This is a genomic window from bacterium 336/3 (assembly GCA_001281695.1).
In the GTDB taxonomy this organism is placed as follows: domain Bacteria; phylum Bacteroidota; class Bacteroidia; order Cytophagales; family Thermonemataceae; genus Raineya.
The window spans coordinates 2,975,859-2,997,432 of record LJIE01000001.1; the positions used below are offsets into that span (position 1 = coordinate 2,975,859).

20 protein-coding genes and 1 pseudogene are annotated in these 21,574 nt (G+C 33.0%); 15 read left to right on the forward strand and 6 right to left on the reverse strand.

From position 1 onward, the window contains the following. Nucleotides 1–39: 39 nt before the first annotated feature. From AD998_13865 to AD998_13875, 3 genes are read left to right on the forward strand one after another with little or no spacing between them, the layout of a single operon-like run. Nucleotides 40–516 (forward strand): hypothetical protein, encoded by a 477-nt coding sequence (locus tag AD998_13865; GenBank protein ID KOY87083.1) that lies wholly within the window; start codon nucleotides 40–42, stop codon nucleotides 514–516. A gap of 3 nt (nucleotides 517–519) precedes the next feature. Next, complete coding sequence (locus tag AD998_13870; GenBank protein KOY87084.1) at nucleotides 520–888, forward strand: hypothetical protein; 369 nt, start codon at nucleotides 520–522, stop codon at nucleotides 886–888. Between the two features lie 60 nt (nucleotides 889–948). After that, nucleotides 949–2,868: a hypothetical protein gene (locus AD998_13875; GenBank protein ID KOY87085.1), complete on the forward strand. Its 1,920-nt coding sequence runs from the start codon at nucleotides 949–951 to the stop codon at nucleotides 2,866–2,868. A 75-nt stretch (nucleotides 2,869–2,943) separates the two neighbouring features. Here the strand turns inward: AD998_13875 and AD998_13880 are convergent, their stop codons facing one another. Next, complete coding sequence (locus tag AD998_13880; GenBank protein KOY87086.1) at nucleotides 2,944–3,291, reverse strand: hypothetical protein; 348 nt, start codon at nucleotides 3,289–3,291, stop codon at nucleotides 2,944–2,946. A 108-nt stretch (nucleotides 3,292–3,399) separates the two neighbouring features. Between AD998_13880 and AD998_13885 the strand changes: the two genes are divergently transcribed. The 8 genes from AD998_13885 (at nucleotide 3,400) to AD998_13920 (ending at nucleotide 10,272) form a co-directional block, all read left to right on the forward strand. Next, nucleotides 3,400–4,026 (forward strand): hypothetical protein, encoded by a 627-nt coding sequence (locus AD998_13885; protein KOY87087.1) that lies wholly within the window; start codon nucleotides 3,400–3,402, stop codon nucleotides 4,024–4,026. A 265-nt stretch (nucleotides 4,027–4,291) separates the two neighbouring features. After that, complete coding sequence (locus AD998_13890) at nucleotides 4,292–4,537, forward strand: hypothetical protein (GenBank protein KOY87088.1); 246 nt, start codon at nucleotides 4,292–4,294, stop codon at nucleotides 4,535–4,537. 54 nt (nucleotides 4,538–4,591) lie between these two features. Next, a complete protein-coding gene (locus AD998_13895) occupies nucleotides 4,592–7,264 on the forward strand; it encodes a cell division protein FtsK (GenBank protein ID KOY87089.1) in 2,673 nt (890 codons plus the stop codon). A 1-nt stretch (nucleotide 7,265) separates the two neighbouring features. Next, entirely contained in the window at nucleotides 7,266–7,757 is a 492-nt protein-coding gene (locus AD998_13900; protein KOY87090.1) for a hypothetical protein, read from the forward strand. Between the two features lie 268 nt (nucleotides 7,758–8,025). Further along, nucleotides 8,026–8,463, forward strand: coding sequence for a hypothetical protein (locus AD998_13905; GenBank protein ID KOY88211.1), 438 nt, complete (start codon nucleotides 8,026–8,028; stop codon nucleotides 8,461–8,463). Between the two features lie 72 nt (nucleotides 8,464–8,535). Beyond that, complete coding sequence (locus AD998_13910; GenBank protein KOY87091.1) at nucleotides 8,536–9,372, forward strand: hypothetical protein; 837 nt, start codon at nucleotides 8,536–8,538, stop codon at nucleotides 9,370–9,372. 124 nt (nucleotides 9,373–9,496) lie between these two features. Continuing rightward, a complete protein-coding gene (locus tag AD998_13915; protein ID KOY87092.1) occupies nucleotides 9,497–9,739 on the forward strand; it encodes a hypothetical protein in 243 nt (80 codons plus the stop codon). A gap of 2 nt (nucleotides 9,740–9,741) precedes the next feature. Then, on the forward strand, nucleotides 9,742–10,272 hold the full coding sequence (locus AD998_13920; GenBank protein KOY87093.1) for a dihydrofolate reductase: 531 nt from the start codon (nucleotides 9,742–9,744) through the stop codon (nucleotides 10,270–10,272). Here the strand turns inward: AD998_13920 and AD998_13925 are convergent. The 4 genes and pseudogenes from AD998_13925 to AD998_13940 all read right to left on the reverse strand — a co-directional run bounded on the left by AD998_13925 (nucleotide 10,269) and on the right by AD998_13940 (nucleotide 16,570). Beyond that, on the reverse strand, nucleotides 10,269–11,576 hold the full coding sequence (locus AD998_13925) for a hypothetical protein (GenBank protein KOY87094.1): 1,308 nt from the start codon (nucleotides 11,574–11,576) through the stop codon (nucleotides 10,269–10,271). The genes AD998_13920 and AD998_13925 overlap by 4 nt on opposite strands. A gap of 133 nt (nucleotides 11,577–11,709) precedes the next feature. After that, a pseudogene (locus AD998_13930) lies at nucleotides 11,710–13,509 on the reverse strand (peptidoglycan glycosyltransferase). Next, a complete protein-coding gene (locus AD998_13935; GenBank protein ID KOY88212.1) occupies nucleotides 13,506–13,886 on the reverse strand; it encodes a hypothetical protein in 381 nt (126 codons plus the stop codon). The pseudogene AD998_13930 and the gene AD998_13935 overlap by 4 nt, the downstream one beginning before the upstream one ends. A 140-nt stretch (nucleotides 13,887–14,026) precedes the next feature. Then, nucleotides 14,027–16,570, reverse strand: a complete 2,544-nt coding sequence (locus AD998_13940) for a hypothetical protein (GenBank protein KOY87095.1) — start codon at nucleotides 16,568–16,570, stop codon at nucleotides 14,027–14,029. A gap of 205 nt (nucleotides 16,571–16,775) precedes the next feature. On the opposite strand from AD998_13940, the gene AD998_13945 reads away from it, so the two are divergent. The 4 genes from AD998_13945 to AD998_13960 all read left to right on the forward strand — a co-directional run bounded on the left by AD998_13945 (nucleotide 16,776) and on the right by AD998_13960 (nucleotide 21,027). Next, a complete protein-coding gene (locus AD998_13945; protein ID KOY87096.1) occupies nucleotides 16,776–17,489 on the forward strand; it encodes a hypothetical protein in 714 nt (237 codons plus the stop codon). A gap of 201 nt (nucleotides 17,490–17,690) precedes the next feature. Further along, a complete protein-coding gene (locus AD998_13950) occupies nucleotides 17,691–18,926 on the forward strand; it encodes a Na+ dependent nucleoside transporter domain-containing protein (GenBank protein ID KOY87097.1) in 1,236 nt (411 codons plus the stop codon). A 147-nt stretch (nucleotides 18,927–19,073) separates the two neighbouring features. Beyond that, nucleotides 19,074–19,904, forward strand: coding sequence for an elongation factor Ts (locus AD998_13955; GenBank protein ID KOY87098.1), 831 nt, complete (start codon nucleotides 19,074–19,076; stop codon nucleotides 19,902–19,904). 169 nt (nucleotides 19,905–20,073) lie between these two features. Then, nucleotides 20,074–21,027 carry a hypothetical protein gene (locus AD998_13960; protein ID KOY87099.1) on the forward strand — a complete coding sequence of 318 codons (954 nt, stop codon included), beginning with the start codon at nucleotides 20,074–20,076 and terminating at the stop codon, nucleotides 21,025–21,027. 1 nt (nucleotide 21,028) lies between these two features. On the opposite strand, the gene AD998_13965 is transcribed toward AD998_13960, so the two are convergent. After that, complete coding sequence (locus AD998_13965; protein ID KOY87100.1) at nucleotides 21,029–21,550, reverse strand: hypothetical protein; 522 nt, start codon at nucleotides 21,548–21,550, stop codon at nucleotides 21,029–21,031. Nucleotides 21,551–21,574 lie beyond the last annotated feature (24 nt).

Genomic DNA, 21,574 nt, shown 5'->3' on the forward strand with positions numbered 1-21,574 from the left:
ATTATTTTGTATTTTTGAGTACAGAATAATTCTATTTTTATGAGAGCAGAATCTATTGGTAATAAAAAGTATTCGTTGTTAGATAATGCTGGAAAATCCATTGGAACACTTAGTTATGAGGGTTGGTTTTCTCAGAAAGCCCAAGCAACATTTGACAATAACCTTCTTTATTTCAAGCCCGAAGGTTTTTGGGGTACAAGCATTGAAGTACAAGAAAATAGTAAGCATTTAGCTTCTATTTCTATGAATTGGATGGGCGGGGTATCTATCAAAACCAACAATGGTATTGAGTATTCTATTAAACATAAAGGCTTCTGGAATTCTAAATTTGTTCTTTTTGATAGTAAAAAAGAGCCTTTATTAGAATTTAATCCAAGTTTTAAGTGGAGTAAATGGGCTTATGAATATGATATTCAGGTCTTGGATAAGAAAATTCTTGATGACCTACATATCGTTTTTTCAGCATTTTATGCGACTGTTTTTATATTCAGAACCATGACTAAAGGAGCAGCTTAAAAGATGAATGCAAATAAAGTAAACCCAGAAGATTTAGAGCTAGAGTTTAGATGGGGACAATTGTTAAATAAAATACAAAAGACTGTTGGGCAAAGACCCAAAGATTTAAACGGTGTTCTTTTTTTAATAGGTGTTCAAGAACTTGGTAAAGGACATAAAAACTTTACTAAAGAAGAAAAACAAGACCTGATGCACATTGCAATTTGCAGAGTATTGAGCAAATTGGGTTTTTATACACTTGTAGGAACAGATCAAGAGGGTTGGCCTCATTGGGAGCTTGCAAAGCCTTTACCCCAATTTGATTTGCTCGAACAAGAAAAACTACTTAAAAATCAGGTTTTAGAATATTTTGAAGATGAACAAATATTCTGATACATTTTTTTTTTTCATCTTTATTGTATATTTTTATCCGAAACTAATGTGTAAATTCTTATGAAACGTGGTCTTACCATCCGTCTGAAAATCCTTCTTGGCTTCTTTGCCTTGATTTTGATATTTGCAGGATACGGTGTTTATAACATTTATATCATCAACAATAATGAAAAAAGTATTGAAAATACTCAAGTAATTATTGACCCTTCTTTTGATGTAATCAAAGATTTCAAACTCATGGTTGAAGGCTCTCAAAGGCTTACAATTGCATGGGCGTTTTCATCTATTCTCACAGAAGATAAAGAAAAGTTAAAAGAAATTCAGGATATACAATATCCTAAGCTCAAGGAGAATTTAAAAGGTTTGATGACAAAGTGGACTGATACTACACAAAAAGCAAAAGTAGATAGTGTATTTACACAATTTGAGGATTTTATAAAAAACCAGAAGAAAAAAGTAATGGAAGAGATTATTACTGAGGAAGATAGGGTACAAAAACTTTTGGAGATGAATAACGTGGCTGAAACTGATATCAACCCTACAGCAAAGAATATTATCGAAAAACTTGATAAAATTGAAGACTTCAAAAGAACAGAAAAAGATAGAGCTCAGATTAGTATTATCAAATCATTTGGTAGCTTGAAATTTCAAATTATCATCTTAATTGGTTTGGTTATCTTGCTTGGTATTTCCATTGCCTTCACGCTTACCAATAACATTGTACAACCTATTAATTATATCAATAAGGTTATCTCCCAACTTGGTAAAGGAGAATTACCTGAAGACAAGAAAACGAAATTTAGACGAGATGAAATTGGGCAAATTGCTTCTTCAGTGGATAACCTAATTAATGGTTTACGCTCTACATCTCAGTTTGCCGAAAGTATTGGTCGTGGTATTTATAATGCAGAGTATAAGCCTCTTTCTGAAAACGACGTATTAGGAAATGCCTTGATAGAGATGAGGGACAACTTGGAAAAAGTAGATTATGAAGACCGTATTCGTAACTGGGCTACAGAAGGTCTTGCCACATTTGGTGATATTTTACGTAAAAACAATGATGATATCAATCGCCTTGCAGATGTAATTATCTCCGAACTCGTTAAAAAGCTTAATGCAAACCAAGGAGGATTATTTATTGTAAATAAAGATGAAGATGGAAGTGAGGAATATTTGAAAATGGAGGCTTGTTATGCTTGGGATAAAAAGAAATATTTGGAACAAAAAGTGTATTTAGGTGATGGGCTTACAGGACAAGCATGGCAAGAACAAGCTACCATTTATCTTACTGAAGTTCCCAATGATTACATCACTATTACATCAGGTTTAGGAAAAACCAATCCACGTAGTATTCTGATTGTACCTCTCAAAGTAAATGATGAAGTATTTGGAGTTGTGGAAATTGCAAGTATCTCAGAAATAGAAAATTATCAAATACAATTCGTTGAGCGTGTAGCTGAATCCATCGCCTCTACCATTGCAACTGTGAAAAACACTGAGCAAACTGCCAAACTTCTTGAAGAATCTAAAATGCTTACAGAACAAATGAAAGCTCAAGAAGAAGAAATGATTCAAAACATGGAAGAGTTGCAGGCAACACAAGAAGAGATGGAACGTTCACAAATTGTTGCTCTTGAAAAAGATGCCTTGCTCAATGCCAACAACTTGATTTTCTACTTAAGTAGGAAATTTACTATTAATTCTGCTAATGAACTTGCTTCTCAACTTTTATACTATGCTCCTAATGAGTTTGAAGGTTTAAACATGACAGAGGTATTTTATTCTGATGCTAAATTTGAGGAAATGAAAGTTAATTTGAGCAGAGGGGAATATTGGAGTGGTATGACTACTATCAAAGCCAAAAGTGGAGATGAATTACTTGTTAAAATTTCTGCTGGATCTTTGGGTATTGGTATGAGTAATAACCGTTATATTATTATTATGGATAATATCAATGACATTAAAATGCTTCAAAACTAGAAGCTTAGTACAATAAAGAAAAAGCCTTCTAAAAATTTAGAAGGCTTTTTCTTTATATTGTCTTTTATATTTATATTATGCAAAAATTTTCTTTACATCGGCTTCGTTTGCACCTTGTTCAATAGCTTTTACCAATTTACCAATAAAAAGAGAGCCATTGCCTTGTGCCACTCCCATTTCTTCAGCAAAGCGAACACACAATTCAATCTCATTATTATGTACAATTCCATCTGCAAGCATCATTCCTACCAATTCATATAATTGTCTGTATATCATATCTGCATTGCCAGATTGAGCCATAGCTATTTGCCCTGAGAATTTCTCTATTTCATCCATGTTTTTTGCAGAGATGTTATAGCTTTTTGCAATTTTGAGCAAATAATCCTTTTCCACTTGATCATAATAACCATCAGCCTTAGCCATTTCAATTAAATTTTGCAAATGACTACGTGTTTGATTTTTACCATTAGCGTTATTGCTGCGGAAGATGTTTAACCAAGACATAATAAACAAAGATTTAGAATTCCTTAAATGGTGTTACGATATTTAGTGGTTAAAGGTTACACAATCTTAAAAAAAAAAAATAAGATTATAAACTTTTTTAAAATAAAATTCACAAAAAATGCCTTCTTTTGTCAGAAATCTAATAATATAATTTTATTTATGTGGAAAAAAATCATTTTTGATGTAATAGCTTCATTATTATCATCTTACATATTGGCTGTTTGGTTAGACTACAATTTTGTAGGCAGTAAGTTTGAAGTAGAGTCTTTAATTTTTGGAATTCTTTTTGGAGTTCTTGCTCTTGCTCAAATTATACTTTTTTATATACTCAGAAAAAAGCAGTCTCCTCCTCTACCCTTACTCAATAAAATATTTGATATAATTTTTCCATTTTTTTTAATTGGAACTATTTTAAGTTTTATTGGAATGGGTATTTATATTGGTGATATTTATGATGAACGTGTTGGACAAAGAATTATGGATTCTGTATCTAATGACTTTACTCGCAATTTTATAGATATCTATGCTAGTGGGGGACAAGGTGCATTGATTGTCAAGCCCTTAGGCTTGTTATTATTTTTACTATCTACTTCCATTAGTCGCTTTTTGGGAGCAAGCTTAAAAACGCAAAAAATTCCCAAACCAAAAGTTTAGGAATTAGGCTAACAAAAGTTTCCTCTATAAAATTATTTTATGAGGGCAAAAATGACATCATTGTAAAGCCAATAGCCAATAATAAAGCTACTTCTACAAAATCTAATATTTTTTTCATAGTCATAGACTTTTGATGATTAGTAGATAATGAAATTTTCATTTCGTTTAAGATTTAACATTTCTATATACAAGACCCTCGATTTTTCTGAAGGGTTGCAAGACTGCAAAAAAAAATATACAAAAAATAAACCAAACTTTTAAAATCATGAAAATTAGTGCCGAATTAAGTTTATATCCTTTGGATAATGATTACATACAAATCGTTTTAGATTTTATTGAATCTCTCAAAAAAAACTCAAGCCTTGAAGTTATTACGAATGGTATGAGTACACAAATATTTGGTGATATAGATGAAGTAATGTCTACCATTACAAGGGCTACAAAGGAACTATATGAGCAAAAAAAAGCTATTTTGGTTATGAAAATTGGGAAAGGCATCTTAAAATTATAGTATTTTTCAGAAATTGCGTATTTTTGCATAATTACCCAAATTTATATCTGATACATGGCAGAGAATACCTATATTCAAAACAAACCTATTTCCACAGAAAAGAAAAAAAAGAAGAAATTAATTTTCAAGCCTCTTCAAGACCGTAGGGTTCAGTTAATTATTGGTTTCTTTTTTATATTTTTTTCTATCTATCTCTTTACTGCATTTACATCTTATTTGTTTACTGCACAAGCAGATCAAAGTATTGTTGAAGCATTTCATGACACTGGAACACGTGAAGCTGGTGATGAAGTAGAAAATTGGCTGGGTATTTATGGAGCCATTTTCTCTTATTACTTTATCTATCGTTGGTTTGGAATAGGGGCGTTTCTACTGGTTATGTTACTTTTTCTTTATGGGTTTAGGATTGTTTTTAGAGTTCACTTACTACCAGCAGGAAAAGTTTGGGGCCTAGGTATTTTTATAGTATTATGGCTTAGTACGTTGCTTGGCTATTTAGCCTCTAATCTGCCCGAAAATACATGGCTACATGGTATTACAGGAGTTACAGGTTTTGAGATAGCCCTTACAGTCAAAGCTCTTTTGGGTTGGGGAACAATTTTATTACTGATTTTCTGCTTATTAGCCTTTGTGATTTATTTTTTCAATGTCACCTCTTTGAAAAGCAATAAGATAAATAATACCGCTGAAGAAGAGCCTATCACTGCACCTAAAGAAACCGAAAAAGTTAAAAGGAAATCTATCAAAGAAGAATCAAGTAATTTACAAAATACAGAACCTATTGAAATAGAAGTAGATGAGGCTAAAATTTCTAGTGATATTCTACAGGATAAAAATAAAATAGATGATGAACTAGAGAAAATGGGTATTAAACTCATTTCCAAAAAAGATAAAGTAGAAAATACTATAATTAAAGAACCTCTTGTTGAAGAACGCAGAATAGAAGAAAATACAGATGCTTTGGATGAAGATGATTTACTCAACGAAAAAGAATGGGAAACACCTATAAATCTTAAAGATGTAGCCAAAGAAGAGTCTCTTGAACTAGAAATAAAAGAAAGAAGAGTTGAAACAAAAGACACATCAAAAAATAAAGAAATTTCTTTAGAGATAGAAAACATCACTCCTATTCCAACAAATGTAGTTATGCCTGATGTAGAAATAGAGAATGTTGATGAAGATGATGAAAGTAGTGATTTGGAAACTGGATTTTCGACAAATTATGACCCAACACTCGATTTGAGTAGATATGTCTATCCAACACTTGAGTTACTCCGAGAACCAACTCAAAACGCCGTCCAAGTAACCAAAGAAGAGCTTGAAGCCAACAAAGACAAAATTGTTGAAACTTTAGGGCATTATGGAATTGGTATTGGCTCTATCAAGGCAACTATCGGACCTACTGTTACACTTTACGAAATTGTACCAGACGCAGGGGTTCGTATTTCTAAAATTAAGAATTTAGAAGATGATATTGCTCTTTCATTAGCAGCTTTGGGTATTCGTATTATTGCTCCTATCCCTGGGAAAGGAACAATTGGTATTGAAGTTCCTAACCAAAAACGTGAACTTGTAGCCATGCGAAGTCTCATTGCTCATGAGAAATTCAAGAATAGCACCATGGATTTGCCCATAGTATTTGGAAAAACTGTTACAAACGAAATTTTTGTAATAGATTTAGCTAAAATGCCTCACTTACTCATGGCTGGAGCAACCGGACAAGGTAAATCGGTAGGTTTGAATGTGATTCTAACATCATTATTATATAAAAAGCATCCTTCTCAACTCAAATTTGTACTCGTTGACCCCAAGAAAGTAGAATTGACGCTTTTCAATAAGATTGAGAAACACTTTTTGGCAAAATTACCCAACGAAGAAGAAGCCATTATCACAGATACATCTAAGGTAATCAATACTTTAAATTCTTTGTGTATCGAAATGGACAGTCGTTATAGTTTACTCAAAGATGCTGCTTGTAGGAATATTAAAGAGTACAATCAGAAATTTACAGATAGAAAGCTCAATCCCAAAAACGGGCATAAATTTTTACCTTATATTGTACTTGTTATTGATGAGCTTGCCGATTTGATGATGACAGCAGGCAAAGAAGTGGAACAGCCTATTGCCCGTTTGGCTCAGCTTGCCAGAGCCATTGGTATTCATTTGGTGGTTGCTACACAACGCCCATCTGTAAATGTCATTACAGGTATTATCAAGGCGAACTTCCCTTCAAGGCTTTCATTTAGAGTTACTTCCAAAATAGACTCTAGAACTATTTTAGATACAGGTGGAGCAGAACAACTCATTGGTATGGGTGATATGCTGTATTCGGCTGGTTCTGACCTTACTCGTTTGCAATGTGCTTTCATAGATACTCCTGAAGTAGAAAATCTTTGTGATTTTATTTCTGACCAGCAAGGCTATGCCTCTGCATACATGCTTCCTGAGTATGTGGGTGAGTCTGCAGAAAGCAACAGTGAAGATTTTGATTTTTCAGATAGAGATGCTTTATTTGAAGAAGCTGCTCGTATCATTGTGATGCACCAGCAAGGTAGTACCTCATTGCTACAAAGAAGACTCAAATTGGGCTACAACCGAGCAGGCAGACTCATTGACCAACTCGAAAGAGCAGGTATTGTAGGAGCCTTTGAAGGTAGTAAAGCCCGTGAAGTATTGGTAGCTGATGAAATTGAGCTGGATAAGTTGCTAAAGAGTTTGGATAAGTAAAATGAGTATTTTCAAGTATTTTATATTTTGGCTTTTATTACTAGTGGTATCACCCTATAAAATATCTGCTCAAATAAATATTAAAGATACTTTAATACACAATTTTATAGAAATATTCTGCCAAGATTTATCAATTAAAAAGATTAATGAAACATCTTGTAAAAATGATATTCTTGATTTTTTGGAAATAAGAAAACCTGATACGCTCAAATATTTTCTGTATGAAAGTGATTATATCTATCTAAAAAAACAAGCTATAAATCCTTATTCAAGTATTTTTAAACAAAAATATTTAAAAAAGATAAAAGTAAAAAAAGGCTCAATTTTGTCTCCCTGCATAACTCTTCTGTCTATTCCCTTATTTACTCAAGATTTAAAAACTGCTATTATTAAATATCAATCTTGTGGTTTAAGTAGAGTTTATTTGTACCATCGCCAAAATTTGAATAGCAGATGGATATTGGTTTGTAAATTATGGCAAAATGGTAGTTAAAATTACTTTAAAGTTTCAAATTTTATGCTTATTCAACATATATCGATACTAAACACTACTCAAAAACAAACTTTGTTTAATATCTGGAATGCTGAATATCCTGAAAAATTAACCTATCAAAATCTCTCAAATAATGGATATAGAAAGTATTGTGTTTCCTCATTTTGAGCAGTATATAAAGCTTAGTTCAGAACTGAAATACGAGCTTGCAAACAGAATCCATTTGCGTACTTTCCAGAAAGGCGAACTGGTACACAATGCCGATACCATTTGTGTTAAGAGTTATTTTATCAGAAAAGGGCTTTTGCGTACTTATTTTCTCAAAGATGATAAAGAAATCAGTGAATATTTTAGTAGTGAAAATGAATGGGTAAACTCTCCTCGAAGTTTTATTAAACAAAAACTCGATATTTACTATATTGATGCTCTTGAAAAAACAGAAGCTTTTTCTCTTCACGTTCAAGATTTGGTTTATCTGTTTGATAATTTCCCTGAAATGGAACGTTATGCAAGGCTTTCTATGGGGACAGTTTCTGGATATATGATAGAACGTATTTTTTCCTTGAGATTTACTACTGCCAAAGAGAAATATGAGCATTTTTTAGAAACTTATCAGCATATCCACCACCGTATCCCGTTGGGGATGATAGCCTCTTATTTGGGTATTTCACAAGAAACTCTTTCAAGAATCAGAGCAGAAAAGTAATTTTTTGATATAGGTCAAAATTTATGATTTTTAGACTTCTCACCTTTGTAAAAACTTAAAACTTTATCAAAGATGAGAAATATTCTAATTCTATGGCTTTTATTGGCTTTTTCAAATTCTGTTTTTGCACAAATTAAACTCAATACCCCACACACAGAAAGTATTTTGTATCTTTCTAAAAGTAAAAAACAGCCCTTAGTAGTAGGACTTGGTGGCTCAGAAGGTGGTAATGCATGGACAAGTAACCGTTGGAAAGCAACAAGAGAACAATTTTTGGAAAAAGGTTACGCCTTTTTGGCAATTGGATATTTTGGAGCAGAAGGAACACCTAAAATATTGGATAAAATAGCCATTGAAGATATTTACAACGCTATTCAGGAAGCTACTAAGAATCCTCAAATCAATAAGAAGAAAATTGCCATCATAGGTGGCTCAAGAGGTGCTGATTTGGCTCTTTTGGTGGCAAGTTATTACCCAGCAGATATTGATTGTGTGGTGGGAATTGTACCCAGTCATGCTGTCTTCCCTGGACATACACAAACATTTGAGTCTTCTTGTTGGACTTATCAGGGCAAAGAGCTTCCTTTTATACCTGTCAACGAAGAATCCATTCCTTTTTTACAAAAAAGAGATTTAAGAGGTGCTTTTTCTACTATGCTCAAAGATACCATAGCAGAGCAGAAATCTTTGATTTCTGTAGAGAAAATTCAGGGGAATATTCTATTCCTTTCTGCTACTCAAGATGAGATTGCTCCCACCAAAGAAATGGCAGATAAAATGATGGCAAGGCTCAAAGAGAAAAAATTTAAGTACCATTATGAACATATTGCCATTGAAGGAGGGCATACAGAGCCTCTCAAACATTTTGACAAAGTATTTGTATTTCTGGAAAAATATTTCGCTAAATAATGTAAAAAGCTTCTTTGATTATAAAGAAGCTTTTTATTTGTTAAGAGTAAGAATTTGTCATTGTACCTTTTGATTTTTATAAAAAATGTGGTTTTATTGCACTCTATTATAAAAATACAACTTTATGACACCTGAAAAACTTTCTAAAATGAAGCTGCAAGAGCTTGAAAAACAAGAAAAAGCATTAAGAATAGCTACTCCCGTTTTAGGTGGTCTTCTTGTGGTAATGTTTGTATTAAGTATTTTACTTTTTATCCGACAAGGTTTTAGTGCTTTTTCTACAATGCCTGTGGCTTTTTTACCTCTATTGATTGTTAATATTATTAATTTAAAGAAAGTAAGAAAAGAAATTGCCTCCAGAAAATAAGTATGAGTAGAAAACTAATTCTTTATATTGCCACAAGTCTTGATGGCTACATAGCTAAACCCAATGATGATTTGAGTTTTTTAGATATAGTTTCCAAAGAAGGAGAAGACTATGGTTATGAGGGTTTTACAAATACTATAGATACTGTTATTCTAGGTAGAAAAACGTATGATTGGGTGATGGAACAGGTACCTGAATTTCCACATGCTGACAAAAATGCATATATTATCACCAGAACACACAAAGAACCTATCGGGAAAACTGTATTTTATACAGAAAGTCTAAAAGATTTAGTTCTTCAACTCAAATCTCAAGAGGGAAAGCATATCTTTTGTGATGGTGGAGCAGAAATTGTCAATATACTACTCAAAGATAACTTGATAGATGAAATAATTCTATCTATCATTCCTATTTTAGTAGGTGATGGCATCAAATTATTTCAAAGTGGCAGACCTGAACAAAAAATGCATCTTATTTCAACCAAAACCTTTGATACAGGTCTTGTACAACTACATTATAGCTGTTTACCTTAATCCCTACTAAATAACTGATTTCTATGGCTATCCAATTTTAATAATAAGAAAAGTAAAACTGTAAAGCCCCACAACGAAGAGCCTCCATAACTCATGAAAGGCAGTGGTACACCAATGGTTGGAAAAAGCCCCACTGTCATAGAAATATTAAAGGCAAAATGTGCAAATAAAATAGATGCCACACAGTAACCATAAATTCGAGCAAATCTATTTTTCTGTCGTTCAGATATAAAAATGATACGAATAAAAAGTGTTACAAAAAGTCCTATCACCACAATACTTCCTAAAAAGCCAAACTCCTCTCCTATTGTACAAAAAATAAAATCAGTTTGTTGTTCTGGTACAAAACCATACTTGGTTTGTGTACCTTCTAAGTATCCCTTTCCAGCAAAACCACCAGAACCTATGGTTATTTTGGATTGAGCCAAATTATAATAAGGACCACTTTTTTTATCCACAGCGTTTTCATCAATAAGTACCATAATACGCTCTTGATGATATTTTTTGAGTTTGCTAAAAATTTTAGGTGTAAAAATGATAAAGCTTATCAATACTACAGCAGAGCCCACAGCCAAAAACCAATGATTTGATGTCATTTTACGTCTCGTAAAAAGCATAAAACCTATAATTAAGAGTATAATCAAAAATATTGCAAAAGCTAAAAATACAGGTTTAATAATCAGTGAAAGAATGAATAATACAGCAAATAAAATCTCTACCAAAATAATCCATAAAGGCATACCCTCTCTGTATAAGGCCAATTGCAAAAATGTAAACACCATCAAAGATCCAAAATCACCTTGCTTTAAAATGAGTAAAGCAGGCAAAGCAAATAGTCCACCAATTACCATCCATATTTTTTTATCTGTAAGTTTGGAACCTGGGCTACCCAAATAACGAGCAAGAGCTAATGAAAGTCCTATTTTAGCAAATTCTGTAGGTTGTAAGCTAAAACTACCTATGGCTATCCAGTTCTGATTTCCTTTTACTTCTTTTCCTATGACAAGCACAGCCATTAATAATAGAATTGTAACACCATAAACTACATATGATATTCCTTCTATAAAACGATAATCTAATAAAAAAATTAAGACTATTAAGACAACAGCTGTTCCTGCAAACATTAATTGTCTTCCCGCAAAAGAACTAATATCATAAATTGCCTTTGGATTTTCTTCGTTGAAAGAGGCTGAATAAACACTCGTCACACCGATAAAAATCAAAGCTACATAAATAAATACGGTTAATACATCTAAATTAGCTAGAGGGCTTCTGCTATTCTTTGGGATTGAGTTGGTTATCATCTTCCAATTCGTCTTCTTCTTTACGTTGTAGAGCTTTTATACTATCTTGTTTACGTTTTTCTACACGCCAAATGCTATCTTGGCGTACAAGTTCACGTTTATTAAACACTTTATCAAAAACCATTTTTTCGGTAGATTCAATTTTACCCACTTCCCATGGTTTTAATTTTATGGCAGTAGTATCTTTAAGATACTTTTGCATCATCAAACTAGCAATTGTACCTGCCCAGATACCTCCAAAACCTGCATTTTCAACATATACGGCAATAGCAATACGAGGTTTTTGGCGTGGTGCAAAAGCTATAAATGTAGAGTGGTCTTCGCCATGAGGGTTTTGCACTGTTCCTGTTTTTGCACAAATTTCGCCAGCATACAAATTTACTTGTTGAGCCATAGGTCCTACTGTACCTGCTTTAAATGCACCTGCCATTCCTGCAATAATAGGTTCAAAGTATTGAACATTAATACCAGTTTCATGCCTAATTCTATACTTTTCGAGCGGTTTTCCTTCTTTGCCTACAGATTTAATGAGGTGAGGTGTATAATAGTATCCTCTATTAGCAATGATACAAGTTTGATTTGCCATTTGGAGCAACGTAACACCCATTTCTCCCTGCCCAATACTCAAGGAATAAATATTAGAATAATTCCAATTATTTTTATAAACTCTGTTAAATCTATCTACTAATGGAATACTTCCTGCACCTTCATCGGCAATATCTACTCCTAAACGTCTTCCAAAGCCAAATTTCATTACTTTTTCTCTCCATGCCTTATAACCTTCTTGCAAACTGGCAAAACTTTCTCCTTTTTGGTGTACAACTCTTCTAAATGCCTGATAATAGTAAGGATTACAAGAATATTGAATAGATGATTGTGGGTTTGTCATGTATGGGTGTCCATGACATTTTACAAGACTCTGATTACAAGGAAGATATGTAGAATCTGTGAGTACTCCATCTTGCAAGCCTATCAAAGCTTGAACTGTTTTGAAGGTAGAACCGGGTGGATATGCTGATTGTGTAGCCCTATTAAATAGTAGTAAATCAGGATCTCTACTTATTTTAGTATAATTTTTCTTAAAATCCCCACCTGTAAGCAAATTGGGATTATAAGAAGGAGAGCTTATCAATGCTAATATTTCACCAGTTGCAGGCTCTATGGCTACTATAGCTCCTGTTTTATTTTGCATGAGGGCTTCTCCATAACGCTGTAATTCAATGTCTATACTCGCTTGTAAATTTTCTCCTGCGATAGCAGCCTCATCTAATTTCCCATCCTGATAGCTACCAATAACTTGATTAAATTTATTTTTAATTTGATGCTTCACTCCTTTTTTGCCTCTCAGGTACTGTTCATAGCTTGATTCTATCCCACTTTTTCCAATATAATCCCCTGGTTTATAATATTCACTACTATCTTTTTTGAGTTGTTCTGGGCTGATTTCGCCTATGTAGCCCAAAGCATTTGCCATAGCAGGACTTGTATAAACCCTTACAGTACGCTTAGAGATATAAAACCCTGGGAAATCAATGAGTTTATCCTGAATTTTAGCAAAATCTATTTTTGATAATTGTGCAGCAAAAACCCCCTCATTGGCTATTGCTCTGATAGCTTTTACCTTATCTATAAATTCTTGTTTAGTAATATCAAATAATTTACAAAAGGCTAATGTATCAAGTCTTTTTGCTTCCTTGGGTACAACCATCAAGTCATATACAGGCTCATTGTAAACAATGAGTTTACCATTGCGATCGAAAATAAGACCTCTGTCAGGATAAATTGTCATTTTTTGAATAGCATTGGCATTGGCAGACTCTCTGTACTTTTCGTCTAATACCTGCATGCCAAAAAGTTTGATAAGCAACACTAAACCCACCAAAGAGAATATCCCATATAAAATAAATCGTTTTTCTGAATTGATTTCATTCATTTCTTACGACTGGTAAAAAATAGATATTGAACAATAATTAATAAAACAAGTGTAAATATGGTACTAAAAAAGGCTTTTTGTAAACTCAGCCATACCAATTTCCCTGTCCAAGCTTCCAATAAGAATACAGCTAAATGATGAATAAATATCAAGACACTTGCATAAGTTATAAACCAAGGCAAACTAATTTCCCGGATGGAAATTTCTCTGATTTCATCTTCATCCATATTGCTTCTTGCAGCCAGTAAACTCACCAAATATGGACGTATGAATGCAAGCAAAACACACGCAGAAGCGTGAATACCTGGCGAATACTCAAATAAATCTATAGTTATACCTATAAAAAACCCTATCAATAACAACCTACTTTTACTAATAGTGGGCGATAACGAAATCAGAAAACCCACATACAAATAACTAAAAATCAGTTGCCCAAACACCAATTTACGGGCTACAAAAATATGAAATAACAAATACCCTAAAAATGCTAATATTTGGGAAATTACTCTACTGTTCATTACTTATTCTGCTTACTTTGTCTCCAAACTATAAAAATACCACCTAAAAGTAAGACAAGCATGACAATAGAGCTGATCAATGCCAATCTTTCTCCTTTATAATATACATCAGGTTCGAATTTAAACTCTATTGTATGTTTCCCTGAAGGAACAACCAATCCTCTGAGTAAATAGTTTACTTTCAAGTGTTCTACTGGTTTTCCATCTATGTATGCTTTCCAGCCAGATGTTGCTGTTTTATAATAAATTTCTGAAAATACAGCTAACTGAATACCATTTGCATTACTTTCATACACCATTTTATCTGGTGAATTGCTTGTCAATTTAATTTGTGCTGATGCATCAAAACGAACATCTTTTAGTTGCTCTGCTCCTTTTTGCTGTTGTAAAAAAGCTGTTTTAGAAGGTAAAATTGTACGCAAACTTTTAAACTCTTCATCTGCATTATTGACAATTTTATAGTTTTCTACAAACCAAACAGCTCCTTTGGCATCAGGATTTACAATGCCTATATTCTTATTATCTTTTAAAGGTACAATAAAATATTTGATATTGAGCATATCTAAGAGAGGTTTATATTGCGAACCTTTTTCTAAATTACCTCCACTGCTTTGCATATCCTTGTATAAAGAGTCTACTTCTGTATCCATATATACAGTAATAACATCCTGATAACGACGCATTTTGGCTGCATGATACCCTCCTGCTGAAAAGTGAAAATATGAGCTTGTTGCATCATTATAAGGATTACCTAAATTAAGTACTCTAAAATAACTCTTATCTTTTAAAATTTGCTCATTAGCTTGTGTAGGCTCTATATTGATAGCTTCTTCTTTAGCAACAAACTTATCGTTATTCAAATAACGTTTATCAACTCCCCATAAGTCAATAAGAGCTAAAAGAGCTAGTACAGATACTAAAATATTGAAATTGATATATTTTCTTGTGTAAGCAAAAAGACCTCCTATTGCCAATAGTATAAAAATTACACTTCTCCATGCATCTGCCGTAAACATACTTGCTCTATCTGCCTGAATGCCTTGAATCAAGGCTTTTGCCAAACTGGGGCTTTGTGTCTTGATAGCCTGTTGAATAGCTTTATCTTGTGGTGCAGTAAAATCTATGATGCTACCACCCAACAATGCAAGCAACAATAAAAACCCTCCCAATCCAATGGCAACCCATTTAATACGTTTTTCAAGGTTTTGTTTATTTTCTATATTTACCTCTGATGCATATAATTTTTGTATTTCTTCCAAACCTAAAGCAGCTCCAATGACTAAAAATATAGGCATAAAGGAAAGTATCATGGTTACAGCTCTAAACTTATTGAACAGAGGCAAATAGTCAAATAAAATATCATTTAAAAAGAAGTTCTTACCCCAAGCAATGCTCAAACAAAGCAGTACACTTCCTAAAAGCCACCATTTGAGTGTATTTTTACTTAAAAACATTCCTAAAACAAATAAAAACAAAAGCACAGCTCCCATATATGCAGGTCCGCCTGTACCTGGCTGATCGCCCCAATATAAAGAAGGTATGAGTCCTTGTGATTCTAAAATATTGACAAGTTGCTCCATAGGCATTCCCATTGCCTCACCTTCCTTTTCCAAAGCCTTCATAATATTTGAATCTTCTTTGGGACCTTCAAAAGAGCTACCACCATAACCATTGGCAATTAGTATATTGAGTGTTTCTCCTATACCATAACTCCAATTAAATGCATAAGACTTATCCAATCCATCTGATTTTTGGGCTTTCTTATTTTTACTTTTATTTTCAGGAAATGCAACATTTTCAGGACTATCTGAAAGCTCATTTTTACCTCTGATAGTTTCTTTGGTATATTCGTTTATTACTAAATAACGATTAATATGATTACTCAAACTCAAAGCACCTGCCACCACACAAATAGCAGAAGCAATCCAAAATTGTTTCATGGCTTTCTCTTTGAATGCTATGAAGAACTGTACTCCTGCAAATACCAAGAAAGTAAGCCCCAAATAATAGGTCATTTGGACAAAATTGGCATATTGGTGAATAGCTGAAAAAAACATTACTAAAATACCTCCAATAATAAACTTACCCCGATAAGTATAAACCACAGCTCCAATCACCATAGGAATGGTCGCTACTGAAATACATTTAGAAACATGCCCTGCCCCAATATTGATGATATTGTAGGATGTAAATGCATAGGCAATAGCCCCCAAAGCAGAAATCCAAGGATTAAAACCCATTAAACTTAATCCAATATAAGCTCCAAGCATATATAAGAAAACCAAATTGGCTGGTTCTGGTAAAGTATAAACCAATGCTCTACCCAAATGAACGGATATGCTGGAAGGATAATCAATCATAATCATATAATTAGGCATCCCTGCAAACATCCACGGATTCCAGTAAGGATATTCACCTGTTTCTTTGAGGTATTGCTTTCCTTGATGAGATGCACCCAAATGTTGCACCACATCATGTTGTTTGAGTGTCTGCCCTTTCATTACAGGCGACATATAAGCCAAAGAAATAACTATGAAAGCCACTACGATAAGTATGTGTGGCAAAGCTTTTTTTAGGATTGCGTTCCAATTCATGGTATAAAAACGGAAAAATGCCTTGCAATATAGCAAGAAGCCTGATAGGTTTTAAACTACTCCGCAAAATTATTTATTTTTTAGAGCTTTTATATTTTTTATGATAATTTTTTATTGGTATAATTGAATTATAAAACTTTATCTATCTACAATTATGAAAAAAGCCTTAATAATAATCGTTCTATGTTTAATAAACTATACAAGTTCTTTTGCTCAAATTGCTCAAGGTACAAAATGGCTGAGTGGAAGTATTAATTATTTTTCCAAGAGTGATGATACATTAGGAGGTTTCGGCAATTACAAGACAATGTATCAATCCTTTAGCTTTTCTCCCGTTTTTGGTTATTTTATCAAAGAAAACCAACTATTAGGAATAGGGTTTATCTATTCTAATTCTAATAATTCTATCAATTATGACGATACTTTCAATAATAATGGTGGTACCAGTTTAGTAAACCAAAGTAAATCTAATTTGTATGGTGTCCAATTGTTTTATAGAAAGTTTTTTCCTTTATCATCTAAATTTTACATAGCAGCTGAAAGTAATTTTTATATAAAAGGAGGTAAAAAGAAACAAGAACTTCCTGATAATTTAGATATATCTAATATAAAAACAAATATCACACAAACTAGATTATCTGGAAAACTTGCTTTGATTTATTTCTTTACATCAAAATTTGCTACTGAAATGAACATTGGTGGTCTAAATTTAGATTATAACAAAAGTAAAGGCTCTTATGAGCAAAGGGTTTATACAGGAGCAGGAACATTTATCAGAGAAACTATCAAGTTTGAGAATCAAGATATAAATATGTCTTCCTCATTTTTCTTCAACAACATCAGTTTAGGCTTTCAGTTTTATTTTTAATCATTTCTTTTTATTTATAATTTGCCCTACAAAAGAAAATTTCTTATGTAGGGCTTTTTTAATACGCTTATAATCAAATTATTAAATAAATATCTTTTAAACTATCTTATCAATCTTGTATATTTTTTTGTTTGTCTTGTTTTCATCCTTTAGATTTGGCAAGTTTATACATACATCATTTTCAGTTACAACTTCTTTTGAATGGAACGTTTTACAGGAATCATTGGGATTGTCCTTATTTTGGGATTAGCATTTTTATTATCAAACAACAGAAAAGCTATTAATTATAGATTGGTTGGTGTTGGATTGGGTTTACAAGTAATTCTGGCTTTGTTTATTTTAAAAGTCCCTTTTGGAAAAGTTATTTTTGGAGAGCTGGGGGCTGGTATTACCAAGCTACTTACTTTTGCAGACAAAGGTGCTGATTTTGTGTTTGGTTCTTTGGTAAACAAAGACCTCATGGAAAAAGCCTTCGGAAAAGGTAATGATTTTGTATTTTTCTTAAAAGTAATTCCTACCATCATTTTTGTAGCTGTACTTGTCAATATTGCTTATCATATTGGTTTGATGCAAAGAATTGTGTCTGTGATGGCAAAAGGTGTACATGCTCTTATGCGTGTAAGTGGTGCTGAAGCTGTATCAAATGTAGCCAGTACATTTGTGGGACAGGTCGAAGCCCAAATCATGATTAAACCCTATCTCAAAGGTATGACCAACTCAGAACTACTTGCTTCTATGGCTGGTAGCATGGCTTGCATTGCTGGTGGCGTGATGGCTGTTTATATTTCATTTGGTATTCCTGCTGAATATTTGCTTGCAGCAAGTTTGATGGCTGCACCAGGGGCTTTGGTTATTTCCAAAATCATATATCCTGAAACAGAAGAATCTCAAACCAAAGGTGTTGTAAAATTAGAAGTTCATAAAAGTCATGCTAATTTAGTTGATGCTATTTCTGGAGGGGCTAGTGATGGTTTGAAAGTTGGTTTGAATGTAATTGCTATGCTCATTGGCTTTATCGCTCTCATTGCATTGGTAGATTTTGCTTTAGGTGCTGCTGGTGGTCTTTTTAATCAAGAGTTGAGTTTAAAAATTGTTTTAGGATGGGTTTTTTCTGGTTTTGCATGGACAATGGGCGTACCCGCTCAAGATATTCAAACAGCAGGTTCTCTCATGGGTACAAAAATGGTTATCAATGAGTTTGTAGCTTATTTAGACCTGAAAGCTATTAAAGGAACTTTAGATCCCAAAACGCTAGTTATTACAAGTTTTGCTTTGTGTGGATTTGCAAATTTTAGCTCTATTGCCATTCAGGTGGGTGGTATTAGTGAGCTTGCCCCTGAAAGACGTTCTGATTTAGCTAAGTTGGGCTTCAAAGCTTTGATTGCAGGAACACTTGCCTCTTATCTTTCTGCTACTCTTGCAGGTATTGTTATGTAAAGAATTCATAATTTTTCTATAAAAAAAGAGGTTTTTTGCATAAAAGCCTCTTTTTTTATATGATTCCTCATACTACAATTTGCTTTTTAAAATAAAATTCGTATCTTTGCACCCAAATTAAAAAAGATAAATAAACCTTTTATTTTTATGGCAATTACTGCACAAGATGTGAACAAACTCCGCCAAATGACTGGCATGGGTATGATGGATTGCAAACAAGCTCTTACAGAGGCTGATGGTGATTTTGACAAAGCTATTGAAGTTTTACGTAAAAAAGGAGAGAAAATCTCTGCTAAACGTGCTGATAACGAGACAAAAGAGGGTGTAGTAATGATTTACACTTCTGATGCTCAAAACGAAGGTATTATGTTTTCTTTCAATTGCGAAACTGAATCAGTTGCTAAAAACGCTGAATTCAACAGTTTAGCAGAAAGAATTATGAAAGAAGCTATTGCAAACAAACCAGCTACTACTGAAACATTGATGCAATTAAGCTCTGATGGAAAAGCTCTTCAAGAATATGTTACCGATTTTGTAGGTAAAGTAGGTGAAAAAATATTAGTAACAGCTTATGCACACTTACAAGGAGAGAAAGTAATTTCTTACTTACATAGCAATAACAAATTAGGTGTTTTGATTGCTTTAGATGGTACAAATGGTGTAGATGCTGTAAGTGTTGGAAAAGACCTTGCTATGCAAATCGCAGCTATGAGCCCTATCGCAGTAGATAGAGAAGATATTCCTCAAAACCTTTTAGATAAAGAGTTGGAAATCGGTATGGAGCAAGCTCGTAACGAAGGAAAACCTGAAAATATGTTAGAAAAAATTGGTCAAGGTAAAGTAACTAAATTTGTAAAAGATAGCACTTTATTGAACCAAGAATTTGTAAAAGATGGTTCTAAAAATGTAAAACAACATTTAGAAAGTATCAGCAAAGATTTGAAAGTAAAAACTTTCAAAAGAATTTCTGTTATCTAAGAATCCGAACACATATTGTAAATTTTACAAACCTTCATAGCCTCGTGTTATGAAGGTTTGTGCTTGAAAAGAAGTTACTTAAAAATCAAAATAATCACGTTTTTAAATTAGAATAGTTCAATTTTCAAATTATATTCTTGTTAAATACTTGATTACAAACAAAAAAACTATGAAAAATGTACAAATGATAACATTGTGGGTGTTGGTTGTAGGGTTGATTGGTTACACCATTTATGACAAAAGATTTAATAAACAGGATGCTGCTAATTATCAAGATGGCTCTTGGCATCAGACCCAACTAATTAATTTCAAACTGCCTGAAAACTTAAATTTTGCAGGTGAAACAGTTCCTTTAGACAACATAAATGTAAGACAACGTCTTGATAGAGAGTTTTACGCTTTTATGTTTGGGCATGCTGGTACAGCCATGACCATCAAAAAAGCTGATCAGTGGCTTCCTCGTTTTGAGAAAATATTATTAGAAATGGGTGTTCATCCCGATTTTAAATACCTCCCAATTATTGAAAGTAATTTGAGCAATGCCATCTCTCCTGCTGGAGCTACAGGTTTCTGGCAAATCATGCCCGAAGTAGCTGGACATTATGGTTTGGAAATCAGTGATGAAGTAGATGAACGCTACCATCCTATCAAATCGGCTTATGCTGCGGCTAAGATATTAAAAGAAAACTATGATAAATTTGGAAATTGGGCATTGGCTGCTGCTGCTTACAACGCAGGACCTGGTTATTTGGAAGGGACCATCCAGTTTCAACAAAGTAAATCATATTATCATTTGCATTTATACCCTGAAACAGCTCGCTATGTAATTCGTATGATTGCTTTTAAAAATCTTTATGAAAACCCTGTTCGTTTTGGCTATCCTATTACAAAAGATAATATTTACACAGCAGAACCTACCAAAACCATCAAAGTAAAAGAAACAATTCTTGATTTAGCTGAATTTGCTATCCAAAATGGTATTACTTATAAAACACTCATAGATTTAAACCCTTGGCTAAAAGCTAAATCTTTAACTGTAAAACAGGGAAAATCGTATGAAATAGAATTGCCCCTCAATGCAAAACCTGTTGCGAAAGATAGTGTTCAGATAGAGAAGAAGTAAACTATCTCTTTTGAGATAGTTTTTTTACTATTTTCATAAAATCTAAGTTTGTACTACTTATTATTGTATCTCTAATTATTTTATTTTTTTGGAGTTGTAAGATTATAATTTCTTCATTAGCCACAATACCTCTTCCTTGTAAATAATATAAAATATAATGTCTATCTCCTTTAGCTAAGGCTATTAGCTGTCTATTAGGCAAATCGCCACTTATTGAACAAGTTAAATCTGCTTCCTCATCAGGATTTGCTATTTTCCAGCCTTTTTTAGAAAATGGGTCAGGATATTTCTCAGAAAGATATTGAATTACTGAGGCTGGGATATATTTCTTGTCATGGTAAATACCATACTTTAAGGTTAATTCTTTGAGAGAATCTGCTTGTCTTTGCTGTTGAGCTAACTTTATTATTTCTTTAAAATTTTGATATGGAAGTATCTCTACTCTTTGAGAATATACTGGCTCAGCATTATCATTACAAGAAACAAAACATGAAATAAACACGATAAAAAGTAAAACTTTCATAGTCTTAAAGAATTGATAAGTAAT